The 22,536-nt window shown below is 74.5% G+C and carries 23 protein-coding genes; 8 read left to right on the plus strand and 15 right to left on the minus strand.

The window, feature by feature from the left end; all coding sequences use genetic code 11:
- The first annotated feature begins 47 nt into the window (after positions 1-47).
- From OG871_RS20925 to OG871_RS20935, 3 genes are all read left to right on the plus strand, one after another.
- The gene (locus OG871_RS20925; protein WP_371498493.1) at positions 48-797 is read left to right on the plus strand and encodes an HAD family hydrolase; all 750 of its coding nucleotides are present in this window, start codon (positions 48-50) and stop codon (positions 795-797) included.
- Positions 794-3,199: a glycoside hydrolase family 65 protein gene (locus OG871_RS20930; RefSeq protein WP_371498494.1), complete on the plus strand. Its 2,406-nt coding sequence runs from the start codon at positions 794-796 to the stop codon at positions 3,197-3,199. The genes OG871_RS20925 and OG871_RS20930 overlap by 4 nt, the downstream gene beginning before the upstream one ends.
- Positions 3,200-3,292: 93 nt before the next feature.
- Positions 3,293-5,026 (plus strand): pyruvate dehydrogenase, encoded by a 1,734-nt coding sequence (locus OG871_RS20935; RefSeq protein ID WP_371498495.1) that lies wholly within the window; start codon positions 3,293-3,295, stop codon positions 5,024-5,026.
- 6 nt (positions 5,027-5,032) lie between these two features.
- On the opposite strand, the gene OG871_RS20940 is transcribed toward OG871_RS20935, so the two are convergent.
- Positions 5,033-5,992 (minus strand): helix-turn-helix transcriptional regulator, encoded by a 960-nt coding sequence (locus tag OG871_RS20940; RefSeq protein ID WP_371498496.1) that lies wholly within the window; start codon positions 5,990-5,992, stop codon positions 5,033-5,035.
- Between the two features lie 143 nt (positions 5,993-6,135).
- Here OG871_RS20940 and OG871_RS20945 point away from each other — a divergent pair, with 143 nt between their 5' ends.
- From OG871_RS20945 to OG871_RS20955, 3 genes are all read left to right on the plus strand, one after another.
- Positions 6,136-7,653, plus strand: a complete 1,518-nt coding sequence (locus OG871_RS20945) for an MFS transporter (protein WP_371498497.1) — start codon at positions 6,136-6,138, stop codon at positions 7,651-7,653.
- A 65-nt stretch (positions 7,654-7,718) separates the two neighbouring features.
- Entirely contained in the window at positions 7,719-8,309 is a 591-nt protein-coding gene (locus OG871_RS20950) for a helix-turn-helix domain-containing protein (protein WP_371498498.1), read from the plus strand.
- A 35-nt stretch (positions 8,310-8,344) separates the two neighbouring features.
- A complete protein-coding gene (locus OG871_RS20955; protein ID WP_371498499.1) occupies positions 8,345-8,482 on the plus strand; it encodes a DUF6126 family protein in 138 nt (45 codons plus the stop codon).
- A 70-nt stretch (positions 8,483-8,552) separates the two neighbouring features.
- Here the strand turns inward: OG871_RS20955 and OG871_RS20960 are convergent, their stop codons facing one another.
- A complete protein-coding gene (locus OG871_RS20960; protein ID WP_371498500.1) occupies positions 8,553-9,146 on the minus strand; it encodes an NADPH-dependent F420 reductase in 594 nt (197 codons plus the stop codon).
- Between the two features lie 128 nt (positions 9,147-9,274).
- On the minus strand, positions 9,275-10,696 hold the full coding sequence (locus OG871_RS20965; protein WP_371498501.1) for a PLP-dependent aminotransferase family protein: 1,422 nt from the start codon (positions 10,694-10,696) through the stop codon (positions 9,275-9,277).
- Positions 10,697-10,746: 50 nt separating this feature from the next.
- Here OG871_RS20965 and OG871_RS20970 point away from each other — a divergent pair, with 50 nt between their 5' ends.
- Together OG871_RS20970 and OG871_RS20975 are read left to right on the plus strand one after the other, a co-directional pair.
- Positions 10,747-11,256 carry a carboxymuconolactone decarboxylase family protein gene (locus OG871_RS20970; RefSeq protein WP_371498502.1) on the plus strand — a complete coding sequence of 170 codons (510 nt, stop codon included), beginning with the start codon at positions 10,747-10,749 and terminating at the stop codon, positions 11,254-11,256.
- A 110-nt stretch (positions 11,257-11,366) separates the two neighbouring features.
- Positions 11,367-12,194, plus strand: coding sequence for an isocitrate lyase/phosphoenolpyruvate mutase family protein (locus OG871_RS20975; RefSeq protein ID WP_371498503.1), 828 nt, complete (start codon positions 11,367-11,369; stop codon positions 12,192-12,194).
- Between the two features lie 7 nt (positions 12,195-12,201).
- Here the strand turns inward: OG871_RS20975 and OG871_RS20980 are convergent, their stop codons facing one another.
- From OG871_RS20980 to OG871_RS21035, 12 genes are all read right to left on the minus strand, one after another.
- Entirely contained in the window at positions 12,202-12,432 is a 231-nt protein-coding gene (locus tag OG871_RS20980) for a hypothetical protein (protein ID WP_371498504.1), read from the minus strand.
- 100 nt (positions 12,433-12,532) lie between these two features.
- Positions 12,533-13,645: a cytochrome P450 gene (locus OG871_RS20985; RefSeq protein ID WP_371498505.1), complete on the minus strand. Its 1,113-nt coding sequence runs from the start codon at positions 13,643-13,645 to the stop codon at positions 12,533-12,535.
- Entirely contained in the window at positions 13,609-15,039 is a 1,431-nt protein-coding gene (locus tag OG871_RS20990; protein WP_371498506.1) for a cytochrome P450, read from the minus strand. The genes OG871_RS20985 and OG871_RS20990 overlap by 37 nt, the downstream gene beginning before the upstream one ends.
- The gene (locus OG871_RS20995) at positions 15,036-15,659 is read right to left on the minus strand and encodes an ATP/GTP-binding protein (RefSeq protein WP_371498507.1); all 624 of its coding nucleotides are present in this window, start codon (positions 15,657-15,659) and stop codon (positions 15,036-15,038) included. The genes OG871_RS20990 and OG871_RS20995 overlap by 4 nt, the downstream gene beginning before the upstream one ends.
- Positions 15,637-15,993, minus strand: a complete 357-nt coding sequence (locus OG871_RS21000; RefSeq protein ID WP_371498508.1) for a DUF742 domain-containing protein — start codon at positions 15,991-15,993, stop codon at positions 15,637-15,639. Before OG871_RS21000 ends, OG871_RS20995 begins: the two co-directional genes overlap by 23 nt.
- Entirely contained in the window at positions 15,990-16,403 is a 414-nt protein-coding gene (locus OG871_RS21005; protein WP_371498509.1) for a roadblock/LC7 domain-containing protein, read from the minus strand. Before OG871_RS21005 ends, OG871_RS21000 begins: the two co-directional genes overlap by 4 nt.
- On the minus strand, positions 16,387-17,712 hold the full coding sequence (locus OG871_RS21010; RefSeq protein ID WP_371503370.1) for an ATP-binding protein: 1,326 nt from the start codon (positions 17,710-17,712) through the stop codon (positions 16,387-16,389). Before OG871_RS21010 ends, OG871_RS21005 begins: the two co-directional genes overlap by 17 nt.
- 236 nt (positions 17,713-17,948) lie before the next feature.
- Positions 17,949-20,174: a SpoIIE family protein phosphatase gene (locus tag OG871_RS21015; RefSeq protein ID WP_371498510.1), complete on the minus strand. Its 2,226-nt coding sequence runs from the start codon at positions 20,172-20,174 to the stop codon at positions 17,949-17,951.
- 138 nt (positions 20,175-20,312) lie between these two features.
- Entirely contained in the window at positions 20,313-20,519 is a 207-nt protein-coding gene (locus OG871_RS21020; protein ID WP_371498511.1) for a hypothetical protein, read from the minus strand.
- A 212-nt stretch (positions 20,520-20,731) separates the two neighbouring features.
- Positions 20,732-20,947, minus strand: a complete 216-nt coding sequence (locus OG871_RS21025) for a hypothetical protein (protein WP_371498512.1) — start codon at positions 20,945-20,947, stop codon at positions 20,732-20,734.
- A gap of 45 nt (positions 20,948-20,992) precedes the next feature.
- Positions 20,993-21,568, minus strand: a complete 576-nt coding sequence (locus OG871_RS21030) for a TetR/AcrR family transcriptional regulator (protein ID WP_371498513.1) — start codon at positions 21,566-21,568, stop codon at positions 20,993-20,995.
- Complete coding sequence (locus OG871_RS21035) at positions 21,568-22,383, minus strand: alpha/beta fold hydrolase (protein ID WP_371498514.1); 816 nt, start codon at positions 22,381-22,383, stop codon at positions 21,568-21,570. Before OG871_RS21035 ends, OG871_RS21030 begins: the two co-directional genes overlap by 1 nt.
- Positions 22,384-22,536 lie beyond the last annotated feature (153 nt).

Raw genomic sequence — 22,536 nt, forward strand, 5'->3', positions numbered from 1 at the left:
CGCCGCAATGGGCGGCTTCGCCGTGTGTTCGAGCGAGGATGACAGACATGCTGGGACTTCCGGATCACATCCGCGCCTTCCTGTTCGACCTGGACGGCGTCCTCACCCAGACCGCCAAGGTGCACGCGGCCGCCTGGAAGGACATGTTCGACACCTTCCTGCGGGCCGAGGCCGCACGCGAGGGCGAGGAGTTCGTCCCCTTCGACCCGGTGGTCGACTACGACCGCTACGTGGACGGCAGGCCCCGGCTGGACGGCACCCGCGGCTTCCTGGAATCCCGCCGCATCCGCCTCCCCGAGGGCGGCCCGCAGGACCCGGCGGGCTCCCGGACCGTGCACGGGCTGAGCTGCGCCAAGAACGACACCGTGCTGCGCATGATCAAGGAGCAGGGCGTCCAGCCGTACTCGGGCTCGGTGGAGTACCTGCACCGGCTGCGGGTGCTCGGGCTGCCGCGCGCGGTGGTCTCGTCCAGCGCCAACTGCCGGGACGTGCTGCGGGCGGCCGGGATCGAGGGGCTGTTCGAGGTGGTCGTGGACGGGGTGGTGGCCCGGGAGCGGCACCTGGCCGGCAAGCCCGCCCCGGACACCTACCTGGCCGCGGCCGAGGAGCTCGGGGTGCCGCCCGAGCACGCCGCGGTCTTCGAGGACGCGCTCGCCGGGGTGGCCTCCGGCCGGGCCGGCGGCTTCGGCGCGGTGGTCGGCCTGGACCGCACCGGCCAGGCCGACGAGCTGCGCGAACACGGCGCAGACCTGGTCGTCACCGACCTCTGCGAGCTGATCCCGGGAGACTCGCGGTGACCGGGACGGACGCGTTCTCGATCGACCCCTGGGGCCTGGCCGAGCACGGCCTGGACCTGGACGCGCAGGCCCGCGCGGAGTCGCTCTTCGCGCTCTCCAACGGCCACATCGGCCTGCGCGGCAACCTGGACGAGGGGGAGCCGCACGGCCTCCCCGGCACCTATCTGAACGGCGTGTTCGAGCTGCGCCCGCTGCCGTACGCGGAGAGCGGCTACGGCTACCCGGAGTCCGGGCAGAGCGTCATCAACGTCACCAACGGCAAGGTCATCCGGCTGCTGGTCGACGACGAGCCCTTCGACCTGCGGTACGGCGAACTCCGCAGCCACCAGCGCAGCCTGGACTTCCGGGACGGCCTGCTGCGGCGCGGCGCCGAGTGGACCTCGCCGGCCGGGCGGACGGTCAAGGTGAGCTCGGTGCGGCTGGTCTCGCTCACCCAGCGGGCGATCGCCGCGGTCGACTACACGGTGGAGGCGGTGGACGGGCCGGTCCGGATCGTGGTCCAGTCCGAACTGGTCGCCAACGAGCAGCTGCCGGGCGGGGAACGGGACCCGCGGGCCGCCGCCGCGCTGGAGCAGCCGCTGATGGCCGAGCTGCACCACGCGGCCGGCACCAAGGCCGTCCTGGTGCACCGCACCCGCTACAGCGAGCTGCGGGTGGCGGCCGGCATCGACCACGTGATCGAGGGCTCGGACCGGGTGGACACCATCGCCGAGTCCACCGACGACCAGGGCCGGATCAGCGTCACCACCGTGCTGGAGGCGGGGGAGCGGCTGCGGCTGACCAAGTTCATCGCGTACGGCTGGTCGGCGACCCGCTCGCTGCCCGCCGTCCGGGACCAGGTGGAGGCCGCGCTGACCGCGGCCCGGCACACCGGCTGGGACGGTCTGATGGCCGAACAGCGGGACTACCTGGAGGAGTTCTGGGACCACAGCGACGTCGAGATCGAGGGCGACGTCGAGCTCCAGCAGGCCGTCCGGTTCGCGCTGTTCCACGTCCTGCAGGCCGGTGCGCGCAGTGAGGAACGGGCCATCCCCGCCAAGGGGTTGACCGGTCCGGGCTACGACGGGCACAGCTTCTGGGACACCGAGATGTTCGTGCTGCCGGTGCTCACCTACTGCCTGCCCGGCGCGGTCGGGCAGGCCCTGCGCTGGCGGCACACCACGCTGCCGATGGCCCGCGAGCGCGCCGCCCAACTCGGCCTGGCCGGCGCGGTGTTCCCGTGGCGGACGATCCACGGCGAGGAGTGCTCCGGGTACTGGCCGGCCGGGACGGCCGCCTTCCACATCGGCGCGGACATCGCGGCGGCCGTGGTCCGCTACGTCCGGGTCACCGGGAACGTCGACTTCGAGCGGGCCTACGGGCTCGAACTGCTGGTGGAGACGGCCCGGATGTGGCGATCGCTCGGCCACCACGACGCGGTCGGACGGTTCCGGATCGAGGGGGTGACCGGGCCCGACGAGTACAGCGCGGTGGCCGACAACAACGTCTTCACCAATCTGATGGCGCAGTCCAACCTGCGCAACGCCGCCGAGGCCGCCACCCGGCACCCGCAGGAGGCCGCGACGCTGGGGGTGGACACCGAGGAGGCCGCCGCCTGGCGGGACGCGGCCGCCGCGATGTACATCCCGTACGACGAGAAGCTCGGCGTGCACCCGCAGGCGGACGGCTTCACCGACCACCAGCTCTGGGACTTCGAGGGCACCCCGCGGGAGAGCTACCCGCTGCTGCTGCACTTCCCGTACTTCGACCTCTACCGCAAGCAGGTGGTCAAGCAGGCCGACCTGGTGCTGGCCATGCAGGTGCGCGGGGACGCCTTCACGGACGCGCAGAAGGCCCGCAACTTCGCCTACTACGAGCGGCTGACCGTCCGGGACTCCTCGCTCTCGGCCTGCACCCAGGCGGTGATCGCGGCCGAGGTGGGCCAGCTCGACCTGGCGTACGACTACACCGCCGAGGCCGCCCTGATGGACCTGCGGGACCTCGGCGGCAACACCCGGGACGGTCTGCACATGGCCTCGCTGGCGGGTGCCTGCATCGCGCTGGTGGCGGGCTTCGGCGGGCTGCGCGACAACGCCGAGTACCTCGCCTTCCGGCCCCGGCTGCCGGCCGGGATCCAGCGGCTGACGTTCTCGCTGCTGATCCGGGAGAGCCTGCTGCGGGTGGACATCCGCCACGAGGCCACCACGTACACCGTGCGCCGGGGCGGGCCGCTGACCCTGCTGCACGACGGGGAGCCGGTGCGGCTGGACCGCGAGGCCTCGGTCAGCCGGCCGACCGCCGTGGTCGAGGTGCCGGAGCGCTGCATCCAGCCGCCCGGTCGCGAGCCGGCCCGGCGGCACGCCAAGGCCGGGGTGCAGGGCATCGTTCAGTCGGGCGGGGCGGAGCACCTGGCCGCCGAGTGAGGCGGCGGCGGCCGCGCATGGGCGGTTTGCCCGGTTTGTCGTGCTAGGCATGGTGCTGCAGGGACGGGCCGGGCGAGCGAGACGAGGTGCCCCGTGGGCAGTGTGGCCGAGCAGATGGTGGAGGTGCTCCGGCAGGCGGGCGTGGAGCGGGTCTACGGGGTGGTGGGCGACAGCCTCAACCCGGTGGTGGACGCGATCCGGCGGGCCGAGGGCATCTCCTGGGTGCACGTGCGCAACGAGGAGGCGGGGGCCTTCGCCGCGGCCGCGGAAGCCGAGCTGACCGGCCGGCTCGCGGTCTGCGCCGGCTCCTGCGGCCCCGGCAACACCCACCTGATCCAGGGCCTCTACGACGCCCAGCGCAGCGGTGTCCCGGTCCTGGCGCTGGCCTCGCACATCCCGTCCGCCCAGATCGGCACCGGCTTCTTCCAGGAGACCCACCCGGAGCGGGTCTTCACCGACTGCAGCGCCTTCTGCGAGCTGGTCTCCGCCCCGGCCCAGCTGCCCCGGCTGCTGCGGGTCGCGGTGCAGCACGCGCTCGGCGCGCCCGGGGTGTCCGTGCTGGTCTTCCCCGGCGACGTCGCGGCGCTGCCCGCCGCCGGCCCCACCGGCACGAGCGCCTTCCTCACCGAACAGGCGGTCGCCGCCCCGCCCTGGTCCCAGGTCCAGGCGCTCGCCGAGGCGCTCAACGCGGCGGCCAGGGTCGCGGTGTTCGCCGGCGCGGGCACCCGCGGCGCGCACGAGGAGGTGATGAAGCTGGCCGCGACCGTCCTGGCGCCGATCGGCCACTCGCTGCGCGGCAAGGAGTGGATCCAGTACGACAACCCGTACGACGTGGGCATGAGCGGTCTGCTCGGCTACGGGGCCTGCCACGAGGCCCTGCACGAGGCCGACCTGGTGCTGCTGCTGGGCACGGACTTCCCGTACGACTCCTTCCTCCCGCAGGCCCGTACCGTCCAGGTGGACCACGACGCCACCCGGCTCGGGCGCCGGACCCCGCTGGAGCTCGCCGTGCACGGCGACGTCGCGGCCACCCTGCGGGCCGTGCTGCCGCTGCTGGAGCAGAAGCGCGACCGGTCCTTCCTGGACGCGATGCTCGACAAGCACTGCAAGGCGCTGGAGAGCGTGGTCGGCGCGTACACCCGGGACATCGAGCACCACCGGCCGATCCACCCCGAGTACGTCGCCGCCGCCCTGGACGAACTGGCCGCCGAGGACGCGGTGTTCACCGTCGACACGGGGATGAACAACGTCTGGGCCGCCCGCTACCTGACCCCGAACGGCAAGCGCCGGGTGATCGGCTCCTTCCTGCACGGCTCGATGGCCAACGCGCTTCCGCACGCGATCGGGGCCCAACTCGCCTTCCCCGGCAGGCAGGTGGTCTCGCTGTCCGGGGACGGCGGGATCGGTATGCTGCTCGGCGAGCTGCTCACGGTGGCCAAGTACCGGCTGCCGGTGAAGACCGTCGTCTTCAACAACGGCGCGCTCGGCATGATCAAACTGGAGATGCTGGTCAGCGGCTACCCGGAGGCCGAGACCGACAACGGCGACGTGGACTACGCCGCGATCGCCCGCGCCTGCGGCATCCCGGCCAAGCGGGTGACCGACCCGGCCGCCGTCGCGGACGTGCTGCGGGAGGCGCTGGAGCGCCCCGGCCCGGCGGTCGTCGACGTGGTGACCGACCCCAACGCGCTGTCCATCCCGCCGCACATCACCGCGGCCCAGCTCAAGGGATTCGCGCTGGCCGCCGGGAAGACCGTGCTCTCCGGCGGGGTCGGCCGGATGATCGACCTGGCCCGTAGCAACCTGCGCAACATCCCCCGTCCGTAGGCCGGTTCAGCCTGCGGCGCGGGACGCCCGGGCCCCCAGTGCGCGCAGGTACGCGGCCAGCTCCGGGGGCTCGTGCACCTCGAACTCGCACCCCAGCATGGCCAGTCGCAGGGCCAGCCACTCCATCGACCCGGCACCGCCGGTCTGCAGCCGGCAGCTGTGCCCGTCCAGCGGCTCGACCTCGCCCGCCACCCGGCCGAGCCGGCGGGCCACCTCGTCGGCGGGGGCGTGCACGGTGACCACCGCCCGGTACGGCCGGTCCCGGCCGGCCAGCTTCTCGGCGACGTACGCGGCCGCGTCCCCGCCCGGCAGCTCGCGTGGCTCGAAGCGCACGCCGGTGCGCTCGGGCGCGTCGAGCCGGTCGACCCGGAAGAGCCGCCAGTCCGCGCGGTCCCGGTCCCAGCCGACCAGGTACCAGCGGTGGCCGGTGCAGACCAGCCGGTGCGGCTCCACCCGGCGGCTGCTCTCGGCGCCGTCCCCCGCCCGGTACCCGAACCGCACCCGCTCGTGGGCGGCCACCGCGGAGGCCAGCAGGGCCAGGTCCTCGGGGTCGATCCCGGGGCCGTCGCCGAACAGCAGCGGGACGGTGGCGGCCTCGATCGCGGCCACCCGGTGGCGCAGCCGGGCGGGCAGCACCTGGACCAGCTTGGCCAGCGCCCGGACCGAGGACTCCTCGATGCCGTCCACCGCGTGCCCGGCCGCCGTGCGGAGCCCGACGGCGATGGCCACCGCCTCCTCGTCGTCCAGCAGCAGCGGGGGCATCGCCGTGCCCGCCGCCAGCCGGTAGCCGCCCAGCACCCCCTTGCCGGCCTGCACCGGGTAGCCGAGGTCGCGCAGCCGCTCGATGTCCCGGCGGATCGTGCGGGAGCTGACGCGCAGGCGTTCGGCCAGTTCGCTGCCGGGCCATTCGCGCGGGGTCTGCAGCAGCGAGAGCAGGGTGAGCAGCCGGGCCGGGGTGTCGGTCATGGGCCCCAGCATGGCGGAGAACTAGGACAGGATCTGGCCTGCACGGCCCCTAACGTCGACCGGGAAGCGCGAGGACGTGCGGCGGGCCACGACCGGCCCCGTCGGATCCCGCCGCCCCCCGACCGACCCCACGACGTAGGAGCATGCCGATGACGCCACAGACACTCCGGGAGGACGGGCCCGAGACCGGGGCCCCCGGTGACCGCCGGCGCTGGTTCGCGCTCGCGGTGGTGATGACCGCCAGCCTGATGGACCTGGTCGACGTCACCATCGTCAACATCGCCATGCCGAGCATCCAGCGGGACACCGGCGCCTCGTTCGGCGCGCTCCAGTGGATCACCGCCGGCTACGCCCTGGCCTTCGCGGTGGGACTGATCACCGGCGGCCGGCTCGGCGACATCCACGGACGCAGGCGGCTGTTCCTGCTGGGCATCGCCGGCTTCACGGCGGCCTCGGCGCTCTGCGGCCTGGCGCCCGGCGCCGAGGCGCTGGTGGGCGCGCGGATCCTGCAGGGCGCGACGGCCGCGCTGATGGTGCCGCAGGTGCTGTCGATCATCCACGCCGGCTTCCCCGCCCACGAGCGCGGCAAGGTCTTCGGACTGTTCGGCGCGATGGTGGGGCTGGGCGCGGTACTCGGCCCGTTGCTGGGCGCCCTGCTCACCGAGTGGGACCTCTTCGGGCTCGGCTGGCGGCCGATCTTCCTGGTCAACCTGCCGGTGGGACTGGCCGGACTGCTGCTGGGCCGCCGGTTCATCATCGAATCCCGGGCCCCGCGGGCCCTGCGGCTCGACCTGGTGGGCATGGCGCTGGCCACGGGAGGCCTGCTGATGCTGCTCTACCCGCTCACCCAGGGCCGCGAACTGGGCTGGCCGCTGTGGGGGTTCGGGCTGATGGCGGGCAGCCTGCCGGTGCTCGCCCTGTTCGTCCGGTACGAGCGCCGCAAGGCGGCGCGGGACGGCTCGCCGCTGGTGGAACTGTCGCTGTTCCGGGTCCGCAGCTTCGCGGCCGGCATCGGCGTGCAGCTGACCTTCGGTGTGGTCTCGGGCATCTTCTTCCTGGTCTGGACCCTCTACCTGCAGTTGGGCCTCGGCTGGAGCCCGCTGCGGTCGGGCCTGGGCGGTGTCCCGTTCTCGCTCGCGGTCTCGGCGGCGGCCGGGCTCTCGGTGCAGAAGCTGGTCCCGAGGTACGGGCGGAAAGTGCTGCAGGCCGGCGCACTCGTGATGGCCGCCGGTGTGCTGCTCCACCTGGGACTGTCCGCCCACTACGGCACCGGCATCGGCTTCTGGCAGATGACGGCGCCGCTGGTGCTGATGGGCGTGGGGATGGGCCTGATCGTGGCGCCGCTCACCGACTCGGTGCTCTCCCAGGTACCGACGGAGCACGCCGGATCCGCCTCCGGGCTGATCAACACCACCCAGCAGCTCGGGGTGGCGTTCGGTCTGGGGCTCAGCTCGGTGGCGTTCTTCTCGGTGGTGGACGACGGTGCGCCGGTCGGACAGACCGTGGTGGACGCGTTCACCCGCTCGCTGTGGTGGGTGGCCGGCGGGCTGCTGGTGGTCTTCGCGCTGATGGCGGCGCTGCCGCGGCGGGTGCCGGAGGCGGCGGCCCCGGGGGCGCAGGAACGGTCGGAGCCGGTCGAAGGCCGGGTGCTGGTCGGCTGAGCTGCCGGTTTGCCTCTGGGGCAAGTTTCTTGCCTTGGAGGCAGTGCGGGGTGTGGACTGGACGCATGACAGACGACCAGGAGGTCGCGGGCCTCGGAGCCCGGTTGCGCGAACACCGGCTGGCCGGCCGGCTCACCCTGGAGACGGCCGCCGCCCGGGTCGGGCTCTCCCCAGCCTACGTGTCACGGCTGGAGACGGGACGGCGCCAGCCCTCGCTGCCGGTCCTGCTCGGACTGGCCCGCGCCTACGGGACGACGGTCTCCGGGCTGCTCGGCGAGCAGCCCGGAGAGCCGGACCCGGTGATCCGCGGCGCCGCCGTCGAACCCGACCGGGTGGGCGGCTGGGGGTACCGGCGGGCCGGCGCCCCCGGCCGGGCGATGCAGGCCCTGCACGTCCAGGTGCCGCCGAGCCTCCAGGACGCCGTCGTCCGGGTGCACCCCGGCGAGGAGTGGTTGTACGTGACCCGGGGCCGGCTGCGGCTGACCCTCGGCGAGACGGTCCACCTGCTGGACGAGGGCGACTCCGCCCACTTCGACTCCCTGACCCCGCACTGCATCGCCGCCGACTCGCCCGACGGGGTCGAACTCCTCTTCCTGCACACCCTGCTGCAGAGCCCGGGTGGCGAGCTCTGCCTCGGTGACTCGCCCCGACTCTGACCGAGCGGGCTCATCCAGTAGTCGGAAGGACGGCCATGAGCAGACTCACCACCGACGCCGGACGGCGGACCGACCGCCGGGTGTGGATCCGGGCGACCATCTACATGGTGGCGACCCATGTGTTCGCGGGGTTCGTGATCCTGCTGTTCGAGATCGGGCAGCGGGGGCGCTGACGGGATCGGGACGGCGGCGGACGGCCGGTGAGCTCCCTCAGCCGGTCCGTCAGCCGTCGGCCCTCGGCGGTCAGCCGCCGGCGCGGTCCGTGAGCAGCCGGAACCCGGAGTGCCGCCCGTTCCCCTGGGCGACCGCGAGCCGGAACCAGATCCACAGCGCGTGGTCCACCAGGTCGTACTGGTCCGGCCCCAGGTAGACCGGCCGCAGGCCGACCGCCGAGATCAGCCGCTCCACGGCCGCCCGGTCCTCCTCCGCCACCGAGAACAGGTGGTCGCAGACCACGCCGTCGATGACCGGCTCGGCGAACACCTCGACGCCCTGGCTGCTGAACGCCCGCGCGTACCGGGCACCGGGCGCGTGCTCGGCGACCTGGGCGGCGCTGTGCTGCACCGCCGCCTCCAGCCGGTTGGCCGCGTCGACCAGCAGCCTGCCGTCCAGTGCGGCGCCGTGCTCGGCCAGGAACTCGTCCACGGCCGTCCCCGGCCGGGCCAGCACCACGGTGTCCGCGCCGGCCAGCGCCTCGGCCACGGTGGTGACCTTCACCGGGCCGTCCGCCGACCCGTCCGGGTTCCGCGAGCCGAGTACGGTCTCCAGCCCCGCCGCGCTGAACGCCCGTGCCAGGGTGCTGCCGATCTTTCCGGTTCCGATGACGGCGATGGTCATGATGGATTCCCCTCCTCGTGCACCGGGCCACCCGACCCGGGTAGCCGCTTCAAAGTGCCGTGCCCGCGGGGAAATTCCGCCCGGCCGCCGGGAATGTCAGGTCGCCGGCCTGGCCCCGCGCGCCCGCCTCAGAGCCGGACCAGCGTGCACAGCGCGTCCAGTGCCGCCGGGAACGCGCGGTCGGACGGCGTTCCGTACCCGACCACCAGCGCGGACCTGGCGTCCGGAGCGGGCTCGACCGACGGTGCCCGGCACCAGGACAGGACGCTCAGCGAGATGCCCAGCCACTGCGCCTGCCGCAGCAGGTCCTGTTCGCCGAGCGAGCCGGGCGGGAGTTCGAGCACGGCGCTCAGACCGGCGGACAGGCCGGTCACCCGCACCTCGGGTGCGCGCTCGGCCAGCACCGCGATCAGTTGGTCGCGGCGCTTGCGGTACTGCAGCCGGCTGCGCCGGATGTGCCGGTCGTAGTCGCCGGAGGTGATCAGCTCGGCCAGGGTGAGCTGCTCCAGGGCGCCCGACTGCCCGTCGGCCAGCCGTTTCTGACGCATCACCGGTTCGACCAGCCGGGACGGCAGGGCCAGCCAGCCGAGCCGCAGACCGGGGGCGAGGCTCTTCGCGGCCGTCCCGGCGTACACCACCCGGTCCGGGTCCAGGGCCTGCATGGCGCCCAGGGGTTGGCGGTCGTAGCGGAACTCGCCGTCGTAGTCGTCCTCGATCAGGATCCCGCCGGTGGCCCGCGCCCAGGCGACCGCCGTCGCCCGGCGGGAGGCCCGCAGGGCGACGCCGGTCGGGAACTGGTGCGCCGGGGTCAGCACCGCCGCCCCGGCCGGTGAGCCGAGCAGCGCCTCGGTGCGGGCGCCGCCCTCGTCGAGCGGCAGGGCGACGGTGGCGAGGCCGGCCGCGTCGATCACCGCCCGCTGGGGCGGCAGCCCGTACTCCTCCACGGCGAGGGTGCGGACTCCCTCCTCGTGCAGGGCCCGGCAGACCAGCCCGAGCCCCTGGGTGTACCCGGAACAGACCAGCAGCCGCTCCGGGTCGGTGCGCACGCCCCGGACCCGGGCCAGGTAGTCGGCCAGCGCCCGGCGCAGCTCGATCCGGCCGCGCGGGTCGCCGAGCCCGAAGGCCTCGTGCGGGGCGCCGGCCAGGGCCCGGCGGGTCGCCGCCAGCCAGGCGGCCCGGGGGAAGCGGGACAGGTCGGGGCTGCCGGGCATCAGGTCGTGCCGTACGGCGGGCTTCGGCCGGACCCCCGGCGGCGGGGCCGCGGCGGGCGGGGTGCCGCGTTCGGCCACCATCGTGCCGGAGCCCTGGCGGGAGGTCAGCCAGCCTTCGGCGCTGAGCTGGGTGTACGCCTCCGCGACGGTGTTGCGGGCGATCCCGAGGTCGGCGGCCAGCGCCCGGGAGGAGAGCAGCCGGGTGCCGGCGGTGAGCCGGCCGTCCCGGACGGCGGAGCGCAGCGCGTCCTCCAGGGCGGCCCGCAGGCCGAGTCCGCGCGCCCGGCCGGCGGACAGGTCGAGGTGCAGGTCGCCACCGAAAGTGGCCCAGGATTCCATGAGTCAAATGAACCACAGTACCGGTCCACCCGACACCTAGGGTGGAGCGCATGACGACGAACGAGCACGCCTCCGCCTCCGCCGCCCCCGTCTCCGACGCCGCTGTCCCGGCGCCCGTCCAGCGGATCTCGCTGCCCGAGCAGGCCGCCGAGTTCTACCGCGCGATGATCAAGCTGGACCGGGCCGCCACGGCCGGGCTCGACCCGATCCTCGCGGAGCTGGTGAAGATCCGGGCCTCGCAGGTCAACGGCTGTGCGTTCTGCCTCGACATGCACGCCGTCGACGCCCGCAAGCTGGGCGAGCAGGAGCACCGCATCTACTCGCTGCCGGCCTGGCGCGAGACCCCGTGGTTCACCGCGCGGGAGCGGGCCGCGCTGGCCCTCACCGAGTCCGTCACCCTGGTGACGGACGGGCATGTCCCGGACGCGGTCTACGACGCGGCGGCCAAGCTGTTCGACCAGCAGGAGCTGGCCCAGCTGATCGCCCTGATCATCACCATCAACTCCTGGAACCGGATCGCCATCACCTCCCGGATGAGCCCGGCCCCCAAGCAGGCCTGACCCCGCGCCGCGGCCGCACCGGGCCCCGGCTCCGGGGCCCGGAGCCGGCCGGACGGTCGACGTCCGAAATCCGCCGGTCCGCCCCGCCCTCCGAATGGCAGGTTGTCACCATGACCACGCAGCACGACAAGGCGAAGCTCCTCCACTCCCTGCACCGCCCCGGCGCGCCGCTGGTGCTCGCCAACGTCTGGGACGCGGCGAGCGCCCGCCTGGTGGCCGAGGCCGGCGCCCCCGCGATCGCCACCGCCAGCGCCAGCGTCTCCTGGACCCTCGGCGTGCCGGACGGCCGCCGGCTCGACCGGGCCCGCGCACTGGCCCAGACCGCGCTGATCGCCTCGGCCGTGGACCTCCCGGTCACCGCCGACCTGGAGCACGGCTTCGCCGACACCGCCGACGGCGTCGGGGAGACCGTCACCGGGCTGCTCGCCACCGGCGCGGTCGGCGTCAACCTGGAGGACGGCTGGTCCGGCCCGGGCGCGCTGCGTCCGGCGGCCGACGCGGCCGAGCGGATCGCGGCCGCCCGCCGGGCCGCCGACCGGGCCGGGGTCCCGCTGTTCCTCAACGCCCGGACGGACGTCTTCCTGCTCGGCGTCGGCGACCCGGCCGGCCGCCTGGACGAGGCGCTGACCCGGGCCCGCGCCTATGTGGAGGCCGGCGCGGACGGCATCTTCGTCCCCGGCGTCGACGACCCCGCCACCGTCGCCGCCCTGGTGAAGGCGCTGCCGGTGCCGCTCAACGTGATGGCGGGGCCCGGGGCCCCGACGGTCGCGGAGCTCGCCGCCCTGGGCGTGGGCCGGATCAGCCTCGGCCCGGGTCTGGCCAAGGCCGCCTACGCGGCGGTGCGGCGCGCCGCCCGTGAGGTGTACGCCGAGGGCAGCTACCACGCGCTGGCGGACGGGCTGGGCTTCGACGAGATGAACGCGCTGTTCGAGAGCTGAGGGCGCTTCAGGCCACCGACACCGGTGGGTGGTCCAGCACCCGGCCGACCGTCCCGCAGACCCCGGTGGTGTGCTCGGCGGCCGGCCCGACCACCGGGTACTGGGCCAGCTCCTGGTGGCAGACCTCCCCGGCGGTCGCCCCCTGCGCGTAGTCGCGGACCTGGTCCGCCTGCGCGGGAGCGGCGGCCGCCGCGAGCGCGGCCAGGGAGAGTACGGCGAGCACCGGGGTCTTCGTCATGCCCTGCCCAACGAGCCCCGGCCCCCGGGGTATCGGCCACGGCCACGGACGGCGGCAGCCGGCGGCCCGGGGACGCCCCCCCCGGGCCGCCCGGGGAGCGTCAGCCCGTGCGCACGTGCAGGGTGCGGACGCTGTTGCTGACGAAGGACGCGATCGGCTCCGGCGCCGGGCCGTCCTTCGCCAGGGTGAGCCCGGGGAAGCGGGTGAACAGGCCGCGCAGCGCCGTCTCGGCCTCCAGCCTGGCCAGTCCGGCACCGAGGCAGAAGTGCGGGCCGTGGCCGAGCGAGAGGTGCTTGGCGGGCTGCCGGTTCAGGTCGAAGCGGTCGGCGTCCGGGTAGTGGTGCTCGTCCCGGCCGGCCGAGGCGTAGGAGGCGAGCAGCGCCTCACCCCGCCGGATCAGCACCCCGCCGACCTGGATGTCCTGCGCCGCGTACCGCAGCGGGAACTGCCCGACCGGGGAGTCGTAGCGCAGGGTCTCCTCGACCACCGCCGACCACGGCCGGGCGCCGGACAGCACCAGCTGCAGCTGGTCCGGGGCGGCCAGCAGGGCGCGTACCGCGTTGGTGATCAGGTTGAGCGTGGTCTCGTGACCGGCGACCAGCATCAGCAGCAGGGTGCCGACCAGCTCCTGCTCGGTGAGCCGGTCGTCCGCCTCGCGGGCCGAGATCAGGTCGGTGGTCAGATCGTCGCCGGGCTCGGCCCGCTTGGCCGCGACCACCGAGGCGAGCAGGGCGAACAGGCCCTGCTGGGCGGCGAGCGCCGCCTCGGGCGTGGCCGAGCTGCTGACCAGGGTGTCGGACAGCTCGTGCAGCCGGTCCTGCTGCTCGACGGCCAGGCCGAGCAGTTCGCCGATCACCTGCATCGGCAGCGGGTAGGCGAAGTGCTCCCGCAGGTCGAAGTCGCCCTCCAGCCCGGCCACCGCGTCCAGCAGCCGGTTGCTGCGGGCCTCCACGGCCGGTGCCAGTTCGGCGATCCGGCGCGGGGTGAACGCCTGGGTGACCAGCGCCCGCAGCCGCCGGTGGTCGGCCCCGTCCACGGTGATCATGCCGGGGACGGTGACGAAGTTGAGCAGCGGCCAGCCCCTGGGCAGCCGGCCCTCCCGGAAGGTGTTCCACAGCTGCGGGTTCTTGCCGACCCGCGGGTCGGCGAGCAGTTCCTGCAGGGTGTCGTGGTGGGTTATCGCCCAGACCACCACCCCGCCAGGGAGTTCCACCAGGACCGCCGGGCCGGCTTCCCGGAGTCGGCCGTTCTCTCCGTGCTGGTCGCGTCCGAAGGCGTCGAGGGTGACGGGAGTGAGGGTGTCGGCGGTGTCCATGACGGCCTTTCGGGTGCGGCGGCTCGGGGCGGGGTGAAGGCGCTGTACAGCACCGGCAGGGAGACCAGGGCGCGCGACCAGGGGGACGGCCGCCAGGCCAGCTCGTTGGCGGGGACGGCCAGCTGGAGGTCGGGCAGGCGGTGCAGCAGGGTCTCCAGCGCGGTCTCGACGATCAGTCGCGCCGGGTGCTGGGCCGGGCAGACGTGCCGGCCGGCCCCCCAGGCCAGGTGCGCCCGGTTCCCGGCGATGTTGTCGCCGGCGTGCACCGAGGGGTCGGCGTTGGCCGCCGCCAGGCCGAGCACCAGCATGTCGCCGGCGCTGATGTACTGGCCGCCGAGCACGGTGTCACCGGTGGCCCAGCGGCCGGGGAAGTTCTGCGTCGGCGGGTCCCGCCAGAGCACCTCCTCCAGGGCGTCGGCGACGGTGAGCCGCCCGCCGGCGAGGGTGGAGCGGAAGCGCCGGTCGGTGAGCAGCAGCCGCAGCGTGTTGCCGGTCCAGTTGATGGTGGTCTCGTTGCCGGCGACCAGGATCACCACCAGGTGGTGCAGGGCCTCCTCGTCGGTCATCGCGGCCTGGTGGGCCAGCAGCCAGGAGGTCAGGTCCGCGCCCGGCTCGGCCCGGCGGCGCCGGACCAGGTCGGTCAGGATGGCCTGGAACTCGGCGTTGGCCCGCACGGACTTCTCGCTGCTGTCCACGAAGTGGCTGATCAGCTCGATCAGGTGCGGTCCCATCTCGGCCGGCAGACCAAGCAGTTGGGTGAAGACCAGCAGCGGCAGCCGGCGCGCGTACTGGGCGATCAGGTCGGCGGTGCCGTCCGGTCCCCAGCTGTCGATCAGGCTGTTGGCCGCGGCCTCGGTGGTCTCGCGCAGCTGGCGGTGGTCGATCCGGCCGAGGGTCTGGGCGACCGCCCCGCGCAGCCGCTGGTGCTCGGCGCCGTCCAGGTTGAGCAGGGTGGGCCGCCAGGAGGTCATCGGCAGCAGCCGGGAGTCCGGCTTCAGCCGGCCCTCGGCCGGTACCCGCCAGCGCCGCGAGTCCTTGGAGAACAGCTGCTCGTTGCGGGTCAGTTCGAGCAGCTCGGGGTAGCCGAGCACGAGCCAGGCCTCGACGCCCGGCTCCAGCTCGATCGGTGCGACCGGCCCGTGCTGCTCGCGCAGCCGCGCGTACAGGCCGTGCGGGTCGTCGGAGACGGAGGCGCCGTACAGCTGGGCCGGCCCGGCCGACGGGCCGCCGGCGGCGTGCATCGGGCAGCCGGGCGGCGGTACGGCCGGCGCCTCGGGCTCGGGTGTCGTCATCGCTGGAGCTCCAGTACGGCGGTGGAGAGCAGGTGGTCCACGAAGTCGATCAGGACGTCGTAGGCGGCCTGCCGGTCGCGGGCGTCGCAGCGCAGGATCGGCACGTCCGGCAGCAGGTCGAGCGCCACCCGCAGGTCGTCCTCCGGGTGCTCGGGGGAATCGGGGAAGACGTTGACGGCGACCGCGAACGGGATCCGCTGCTCCTCCAGCTGCCCCAGGACGTCGAAGCTCTCGTCCAGGCGGCGGGCGTCCACCAGGGCGATAGCCCCGAGCGCGCCGCGCGAGAGGTCCTCCCAGAGCGGCCAGAACCGCTGCTGGCCGGGGGTGCCGAAGAGGTACAGCGCGAGCTGCGGGTTGAGCGTGATCCGGCCGAAGTCCAGCGCCACGGTGGTGGTGGTCTTGTCGGGCCGCCCGGTGAGGTCGTCCACGCCGACGCCGGCCGTGGTCATGACCTCCTCGGTGCGCAGCGGTGTGATCTCGCTGAGCGCGCCGACCAGCGTGGTCTTGCCGACCCCGAACGGGCCGGTCACCAGGATCTTCACGGCGCCCTGGACGGTGGCGGGCAGGTAGGACGGCTCGGCCGTGCCGACGGCGGGCTCAGCGGAGCTGGCGGAGGCCAACGAGTACCTCCTCGAGGAGTGTGGTGGGCAGGCGGTCGGCCTGCTGGGCGGGCGGGCGGACCCGGACGGCGCCGAGGTCCCAGAGGTCGTCGACGAGCACCCGGACGACGCTGACCGGCAGTCGCAGGTGGGCGGCGATCTCGGCGACCGACAGCAGGTCGTGGCAGAGCGTCAGGATCCGCTGGTGCTCCCGGTTGAGGCGGTCGCCGGCCAGCAGGTCCGGGTCGAGTCCGGCCGCCGGCAGGGCGTGGACCAGACTCTCGATGGCGAGGGCCGGCCGGTTGGTCCGGCTGCGCCCGCCGGTGATCACATAGGGCCGGACCGGGCCGCTCACCGGACGTCCCCGGCCGCCTGCTCGACCCGGGGCGGACTGGTCAGGTGGGTGCCGATCCGCTCCACCAGGACCTGCATCTGGTACGCGACCAGCCCGGCGTCCACCGCCTCGCCGGTTACCACGGCCAGGTGCGCCCCGGCCCCGGCCGCGACCACGAACAGGTAGCCGCCGCCGTACTCGACGACGATCTGCCGGGTGCTGCTGCCGTGGCCGCCGAAGCCCTGGGCCACTCCCCGGGCCAGCGACTGGAGTCCGGAGCAGGCGGCGGCGAGGCGTTCGGCGTCGTCGCGGCCGATCTTCTCGCTGCGGCCGATCTCCAGGCCGTCGTTGGACACCACGACGGCGTGCCGGACATCGGGTACGCCGACGATGTCCGAGAGCAGCCAGCCGAGGTCAGGATTGGTGGTCATGGAAATCTCCGGAGCGCTGGGGAAGTCGGGGGGACTCGGGGGTTGGCTCCGCCGGTCCGGGGGACGGGTGGGGAGCATCGGACGGCCGGTCCTGTCGGGCGGCCGTCCGGCCGCTCGCGGTGCCGGCCTGGAACAGGGCCATGAAGGTCTTGGCCTCCTCGGGGCAGCGTGCGGGCGCGGGGGCGTCCGCGGGCTGCTCCGGGCGGGGCGCGGGCTCGCCGCCCCGGCGGTTGGCCCGGCGCGGGAGTGCGCCGGACGGCGGCTGGACCGCGGCCCGGGGCTGGGCGGGGACCCTGGTCGGGTCCGCGGCGGGGAGTGCCGCGGGCGCCGCGACCGCCGCCGGGAGGGTCGGCGGCGCGGACGGCAGGGCGGTCGGCGGCGTGCTCTGCGGTCCGGCCGGCAGCGCCGTGGGGAGGGCGGCCGGCAGCGGCTCGGTGAGCAGCGCGTTCGGCAGCAGGACGACCACCCGCACGCCGCCGTACGGCGAGGGCGCGGAGCTGAGCGTGACCCGGAAGCCGTACTGGTCGGCCAGCCGGCCGACTGCGGCCAGCCCCAGCTGCGGTACCTCGCCGAGGCGGGAGACCTCCAGGGTGCCGCCGCCGGCGAGGGCGGCGGCGGCCTTCTCGACGGCCTGCTCGGGCATGCCCACGCCGCAGTCGTCGATCTCGACGACCGCGCCGTTGTGGACGGGCATCAGCGTGACGAACACCTGGGTGGAGGGCGGCGAGTAGCGGGTCGCGTTGTCCAGCAGCTCGGCCACGGCGTGGATCAGCGCCTCGGCGGCGGCGCCGACCACGGCGGTCTCGATCCGGCTGCGGACCACCACCCGCTGGAACGGCAGGATGCGGGACTGCGCACCGCGCACCACGTCCTCCAGCGCCACCGGCTCGGGCCAGTGCCGGCCGGCCCGGGCGCCGCAGAGCACGGCCAGCGTCTGGGCCAGCCTGGCCTGTTGGGCCGCCGCGTGGTCCGCCTTCAGCAGGCCGTCGAGCAGGGCCGGGTCGTCGTGGGTGCGTTCCATCTCGTCCAGCCCGGCCTGCTGGTCGTGGGCCATCACCAGGATGCGCCGGGCGACGCTCAGGAAGGCCCGCCGGGTCGCCGAGTTGAGGTCCTGCTCCTGCTGGACGGCGGCGATCTCGGCGGTGCGGTGGTCCAGCTCCCGTTCCAGGGCGGCCCGCAGGCGGTCGAGTTCGCTTTCGTGCGCGGCCAGTCGGCCACGCAGGGTCACGGTGACGGCTCGGTACCTCGCGGCTGCCACCAACGCGAGGACGGCGAGGACGCCGGCTGCTGCTCCGCACCACTGAGTCATCGTCACGCGGCGAATTGTAGGGCGATGATCCTACGTTCGTGTGAACCGATCGATCGTCAATTGAACCTAATCAGTCAAGCTCTCACAGTCGGCACCATCATCGAACTACCTGACGTGAACACATCGGTGCTGGTCACCGAAGCGGCCGCAGCGCCGGATCCGCCGCCACTCCGATGGCCGCCGCGGGGGCGTTCGGCCGAGCGTCGAACAGATCGTCCGGATCGTGCCGGGGCCGACTACCGGCGGGTAGCCGCGTCCGTGGAGATTCGGTGCAGGAGCAGCAGCGCGACGTCGTCCGGGCGGGAGTTGCGCTGGGTGACGTTCAGCGTGAGCGCCTCGGCTAGCCCCTCCAGGCTGTCCTGGGCGCCGTCGGCGCCCACACCGGCACTCTGCCGGGCCCACAGCTCCAGCCCGCCGACCATCCGCCGCACCGAGTCGTCGTAGTCCTCGCCGCGGTCCTCGACCAGACCGTCGGTGTACGTCAGCAGCGTCTCGCCGACCGCCAGGCCGTGCACGGTCAGCTGGTACGTCCAGCCGGGGGCGACGCCGAGCGGCGGCCCGCCGGGCAGCTCCAGCTCGGACGCCGAGCCGCCGGAGATCCGGATCGGCGGCGGGTGGCCGGCCCGGGCGCCGCGCAGCGTCCCGGTGGCCGGGTCCAGGGTGAGGTAGAGGCAGGTGGCGAACAGGTCGGTGTCCAGCTCGGCGAGCAGCCGGCTGGTCCTGGCCAGCGTCGCGGCCGGGTCGTGCCCGTCGGTGGCGTACGCCCGCAGGCCGCTGCGCAGCTGTCCCATCACGGCGCTGGCCTCGGCGTTGTGGCCCTGGACGTCGCCGATCACCAGGCCGACCGCGCCGTCCGGTAGACGCAGCAGGTCGTACCAGTCGCCGCCGATCTGCATGCCCTCGGTGCCGGGCAGGTAGCGGGCCGTCGAGACGATGCCGGCCAGCCGCGGCAGGCTGCGCGGCAGCATGGCCCGCTGCAGCTCGGTGGCGCGGTGGTGGTGGATGTCGTAGAGCCTGGCCCGTTCCAGGGACTGCGCGAGGATGCCGGCGAAGGCCGAGTACATGGTGCGGTCCTCGCGGCTGAAGATCCGCGCGGTGTCGAAGGTGATCAGGCAGGATCCCACCTGCCGCCCGGAGGCGACCAGGGGCAGCACCGCCCAGGCCGAGGGGGTGAGCCGGCCGCCGCCCGGTCCGGGCCCGTCCTCCTCGCTGAACAGCGGGACGGCCCGGGCCAGCGACTGCTGCATCACGCCGGCCGAGAGCTCGTGCAGCCGGTTCAGCTCGCTGCGGTAGGGCCCGCCGTAGACGGCCGGGGAGACCGGCAGCAGCCGGCCCTCGTCGACCAGGTCCAGCACCACGCTGGCCGCGCCGAGGGCCGGCCGGGCTATGTCGGTCAGGGTGGTGGTGACGTCCCGGACGGTGACGGCCCGGGAGAGCGCCCGGGTCAGCGAGAGCAGCAGCAGCGAGCGGGTCCCGGCCCTGGAGGCGTCCGCCGACGGTTCGACGCCCTCCTCCGGGCCGGAGCGCTCCGGGTACGCGGGCCGGTCGCGGGCGGTCAGCAGGCCGGCGATCCGGACCGGGCGGCCGTGCAGGTCGCGCATCACCTCGCCCGACTCGTCCACCCGGATGATGGTGCCGTCGGCGTGCACGACGCGGTAGTCGAGCCGGTACGGCCCGCCCGCCGCGAGCGCGTCGGCCATGCCGGCCTGCAGGTCGGGGAGGTCCTCGGGGTGCACCACCCGGCTGAGGTCGGGCGCGGGGGCGGTGTCGCCCTCCGGCGGCGGGGGCAGGCCGACGACCTGGTAGGCGCGGCTGTCCCAGGTGGTCTCGCCGGTGACCAGGTCGCGTTCGAAGGCGCCCGCCCCGGCGGCCCGGACGGCCAGCGAGAGCAGCGGCCGGTCGCCCTGGTACGAGGCGGTGCGGATGCCCTCGGGCACCGGGCTCGCGGCCTGGACGTGGTCGATCAGGTGGGAGAGCCGGTGGGCGCAGGCCTCGGCGATGGTCTCCAGGGTCTCCACGTCGCGCTGCGGGACGGTGCCGCGGTGGGCCAGCGCCACCGCGAGCGCGCCGATCGGGACGCCGTCCACGACCAGCGGCATGACGGCGAGGGCGACCAGCCCGGTGCCGCGGCCGTGGTTGGTGCCGGGCTGGTCGCCGCGGGTCCGGTCGGGGCTGAGCAGGACGGTCTCGCGCCGGCGCAGGGCGAGGGCCGCGGGCAGGTCGCTCGTCGGGTCGACCAGGTTGTAGCGCTCGTGGGCCCAGTCCGGCAGGCCGTGCGAGGCGGCCAGCCGGAGCATGCCGTCGGAGTCCAGCAGGTAGAGGGCGGAGCCCTCGCCGGTGATCCAGCCGGGCCCTTCGGTGAGCACCGTGGCGAGCAGTTCGGCGGCGCCGGTGCAGCGCAGCAGCAGCCGGACGCAGCGCAGCTCGGTCCTGGTGGCGGGGCGCGACGAGGTCAGGTCCATGAGGCTCGACCGGTCCCTTCCGCTCAGTCCGCCGGATGTCCGATGTGAACATCTTATGGACGTCCTGTACGCCCGGCCGGTTGCAGGGCGGTGGCGGTGCGAGGGCGGTGCGTGTGCGGGGAGCTCCGGGGAGTGCGGCTACTGGCCGTCGGACTCGCCGTACGGCTCCTGGGCGACCGCCGGGACGGGCCGCATCGAGCGCAGGCCGCGGACCACGGCGTAGGCACGGGACAGGTGGCCCCGCGGGGACGCGGCCGCCGGGCGGCCCTCGCCGTGGCCGGCTCCGGCGCGCTGGGCGGGCACGAGGCCGACGGCGCTCCGGCCGGGCTGCACGGTCCTGGTCATCTGTCCACGTCCTCCGGGATGCCGGTGCGGCACCGCCGGTCTGACGGGGCGTGGCCGGCCGGGCCGCCGAACGACGGAACGTTCGGGTACCCGCCAGTGTCACCCGTGGACGGTGACGGAACGGTCTCGAATCCCACCCGAACCGGTACCGGCCCGGGACGGCAAGCGGGCCACCCGGAAGCCCGGGTGGCCCACGAGGATCGGGAGGCGGCTCAGACGGGGAACCCCGGCAGGGCGTTCAGCCCGTCCACGTCGGGGCTGCCCTCGGCGACGGTGCCGACGAGGTCCACGGGGAGGTCGGGGGCGGTGATGGCATCGGGCGTCAGGCCCTGCCCGACGGCCGGGGCCGCGTGCGCGCTGGGGGCGGTCAGGGAGGCCACCACACCCACGGCGAGGGAGGCGACGGCGAGCATGCTTCGCTTCTTCATGGCCTGCCCAACGCCGCCCGGGGCCCGGAGGACACGGGTGGACCCTCAGACCCGCCCGGGCCAGTTGCGCAGCCCCTCGGTCAGCACCCCGGTCACGCGCTGCCGGGTCACCGCCAGGTCCTCGGGAACCTGGAACCCGCCGCCGGTGGTCAGCGAGGCGAAGCCGTGCGCCACCGCCCGTACGGTCCGGGTCGCGTGCACCGCCTCCGCGCCCTCCAGGCCGTAGCCGCGCAGCACCGCCGTGATCACATCGACCAGCCGGGCGCCCGCCGCGGCCAGGTCGGGGTCCGCGCCGTCCGGCGCCTGCGGCAGCGCCGCGTACCGCTCGGGGTGCCGCACGGCGTACTCGACGTAGGCCGCCACCAGCGCCTCGACGGCCTCGTCGGTGCTGCGCCCGAGCACTGCGGCGGTCAGCCGGTCGGCCAGCTCCTCGGTGACCCGGACGGCTATCAGGCGGCGCAGCTCGGCCAGGCCGCCGGGGACGTGCTTGTAGAGGGAGGGGGTGGCGACCTTGGCGCGGGCGGCGACGGCGGCGAGGGTGAGGGCCTCGCCGCCCTGGTCGTCCAGCAGGGCCAGGGCGTGGTCCACGACGGCGGCGGGGGTGAGTCCGACCCGGGGCATCAGGCGACCTCGTCCAGGAAGGGGAGCAGGGCATCGGCGGTGGCCTGCGGGAATCCCGCCATCGGGTAGTGGCCGCCGCCGTCGATCATCACCTTACGGGCCTTCAGCGCGGCCGCCTGGCGGTCCGCCACCACCTCCGGCTTCGGGAAGTCGGGGTCCTTGCCGCCCATGATCACCAGGGCCGGGCAGCGCACCGCGGAGGACCAGCCGACCGGCGCGGAGTCGCCGGCGACGTACCCGCGGACGGCCGCCCTGCGCCCGGGCTCGCGCAGCATCGCGACCAGCCCGGCGCGGTACTGGTCGAAGTCGGCGGGCCGGGCGGTGGGGAAGTAGAGCCGCTGCGCCGCGCCCCACAGGGCCGGGAACCGCACCACGGCCGCGCCGAGGGTCTTGACCAGGGCCTTCTGGAAGGCGTTCGGCGGGAGGTTCTCGATGAAGGCGTCGATCAGCGCGATGCCGGCCACCCGCTCCGGCCGGTCGCCGGCCAGCCTGACCACCGTGGCCCCGGTGTAGGAGTTGCCGACCAGCACGGCCCGCTCGATGCCCAGGTGGTCGAGCAGGGCGAGCACGTCCTCGGCGATCGCGGCCGGGGAGTGGTCGGTGAAGCCGGTCGAGGACTCTCCCAGGCCGCGCAGGTCCATGGTGATCACCCGGTGGCCGGCGGCGGTCAGCAGCGGGACCAGCTGGCGGTAGGCGGTGCGCTTGTCGAGCATGCCGGGGAGCAGGACGACGGGGAGGCCGGCGCCGGTGGCCGAGTCGTCGAAGGCGATCCGGCCGCCGGGGACGTCGACGTACCGGGTGCTGGTGCTGGTCATTGCTGCCTCCTGAGCTCCTCGACGGGCGCTCGACCGGTTCGGCGAACCCCTGTAGCTCCAAAGCTAAGGCTAATAGCCTTAGCCGTCAAGGGGTGGCCGCTGCCCTGGGGTAGCGTGCGGCTGATCGCAGTGCCCGTGCCCGTTCGAGCGCCA

The sequence above is a fragment of the Kitasatospora sp. NBC_00374 genome (genome assembly GCF_041434935.1).
Classification (GTDB): domain Bacteria; phylum Actinomycetota; class Actinomycetes; order Streptomycetales; family Streptomycetaceae; genus Kitasatospora.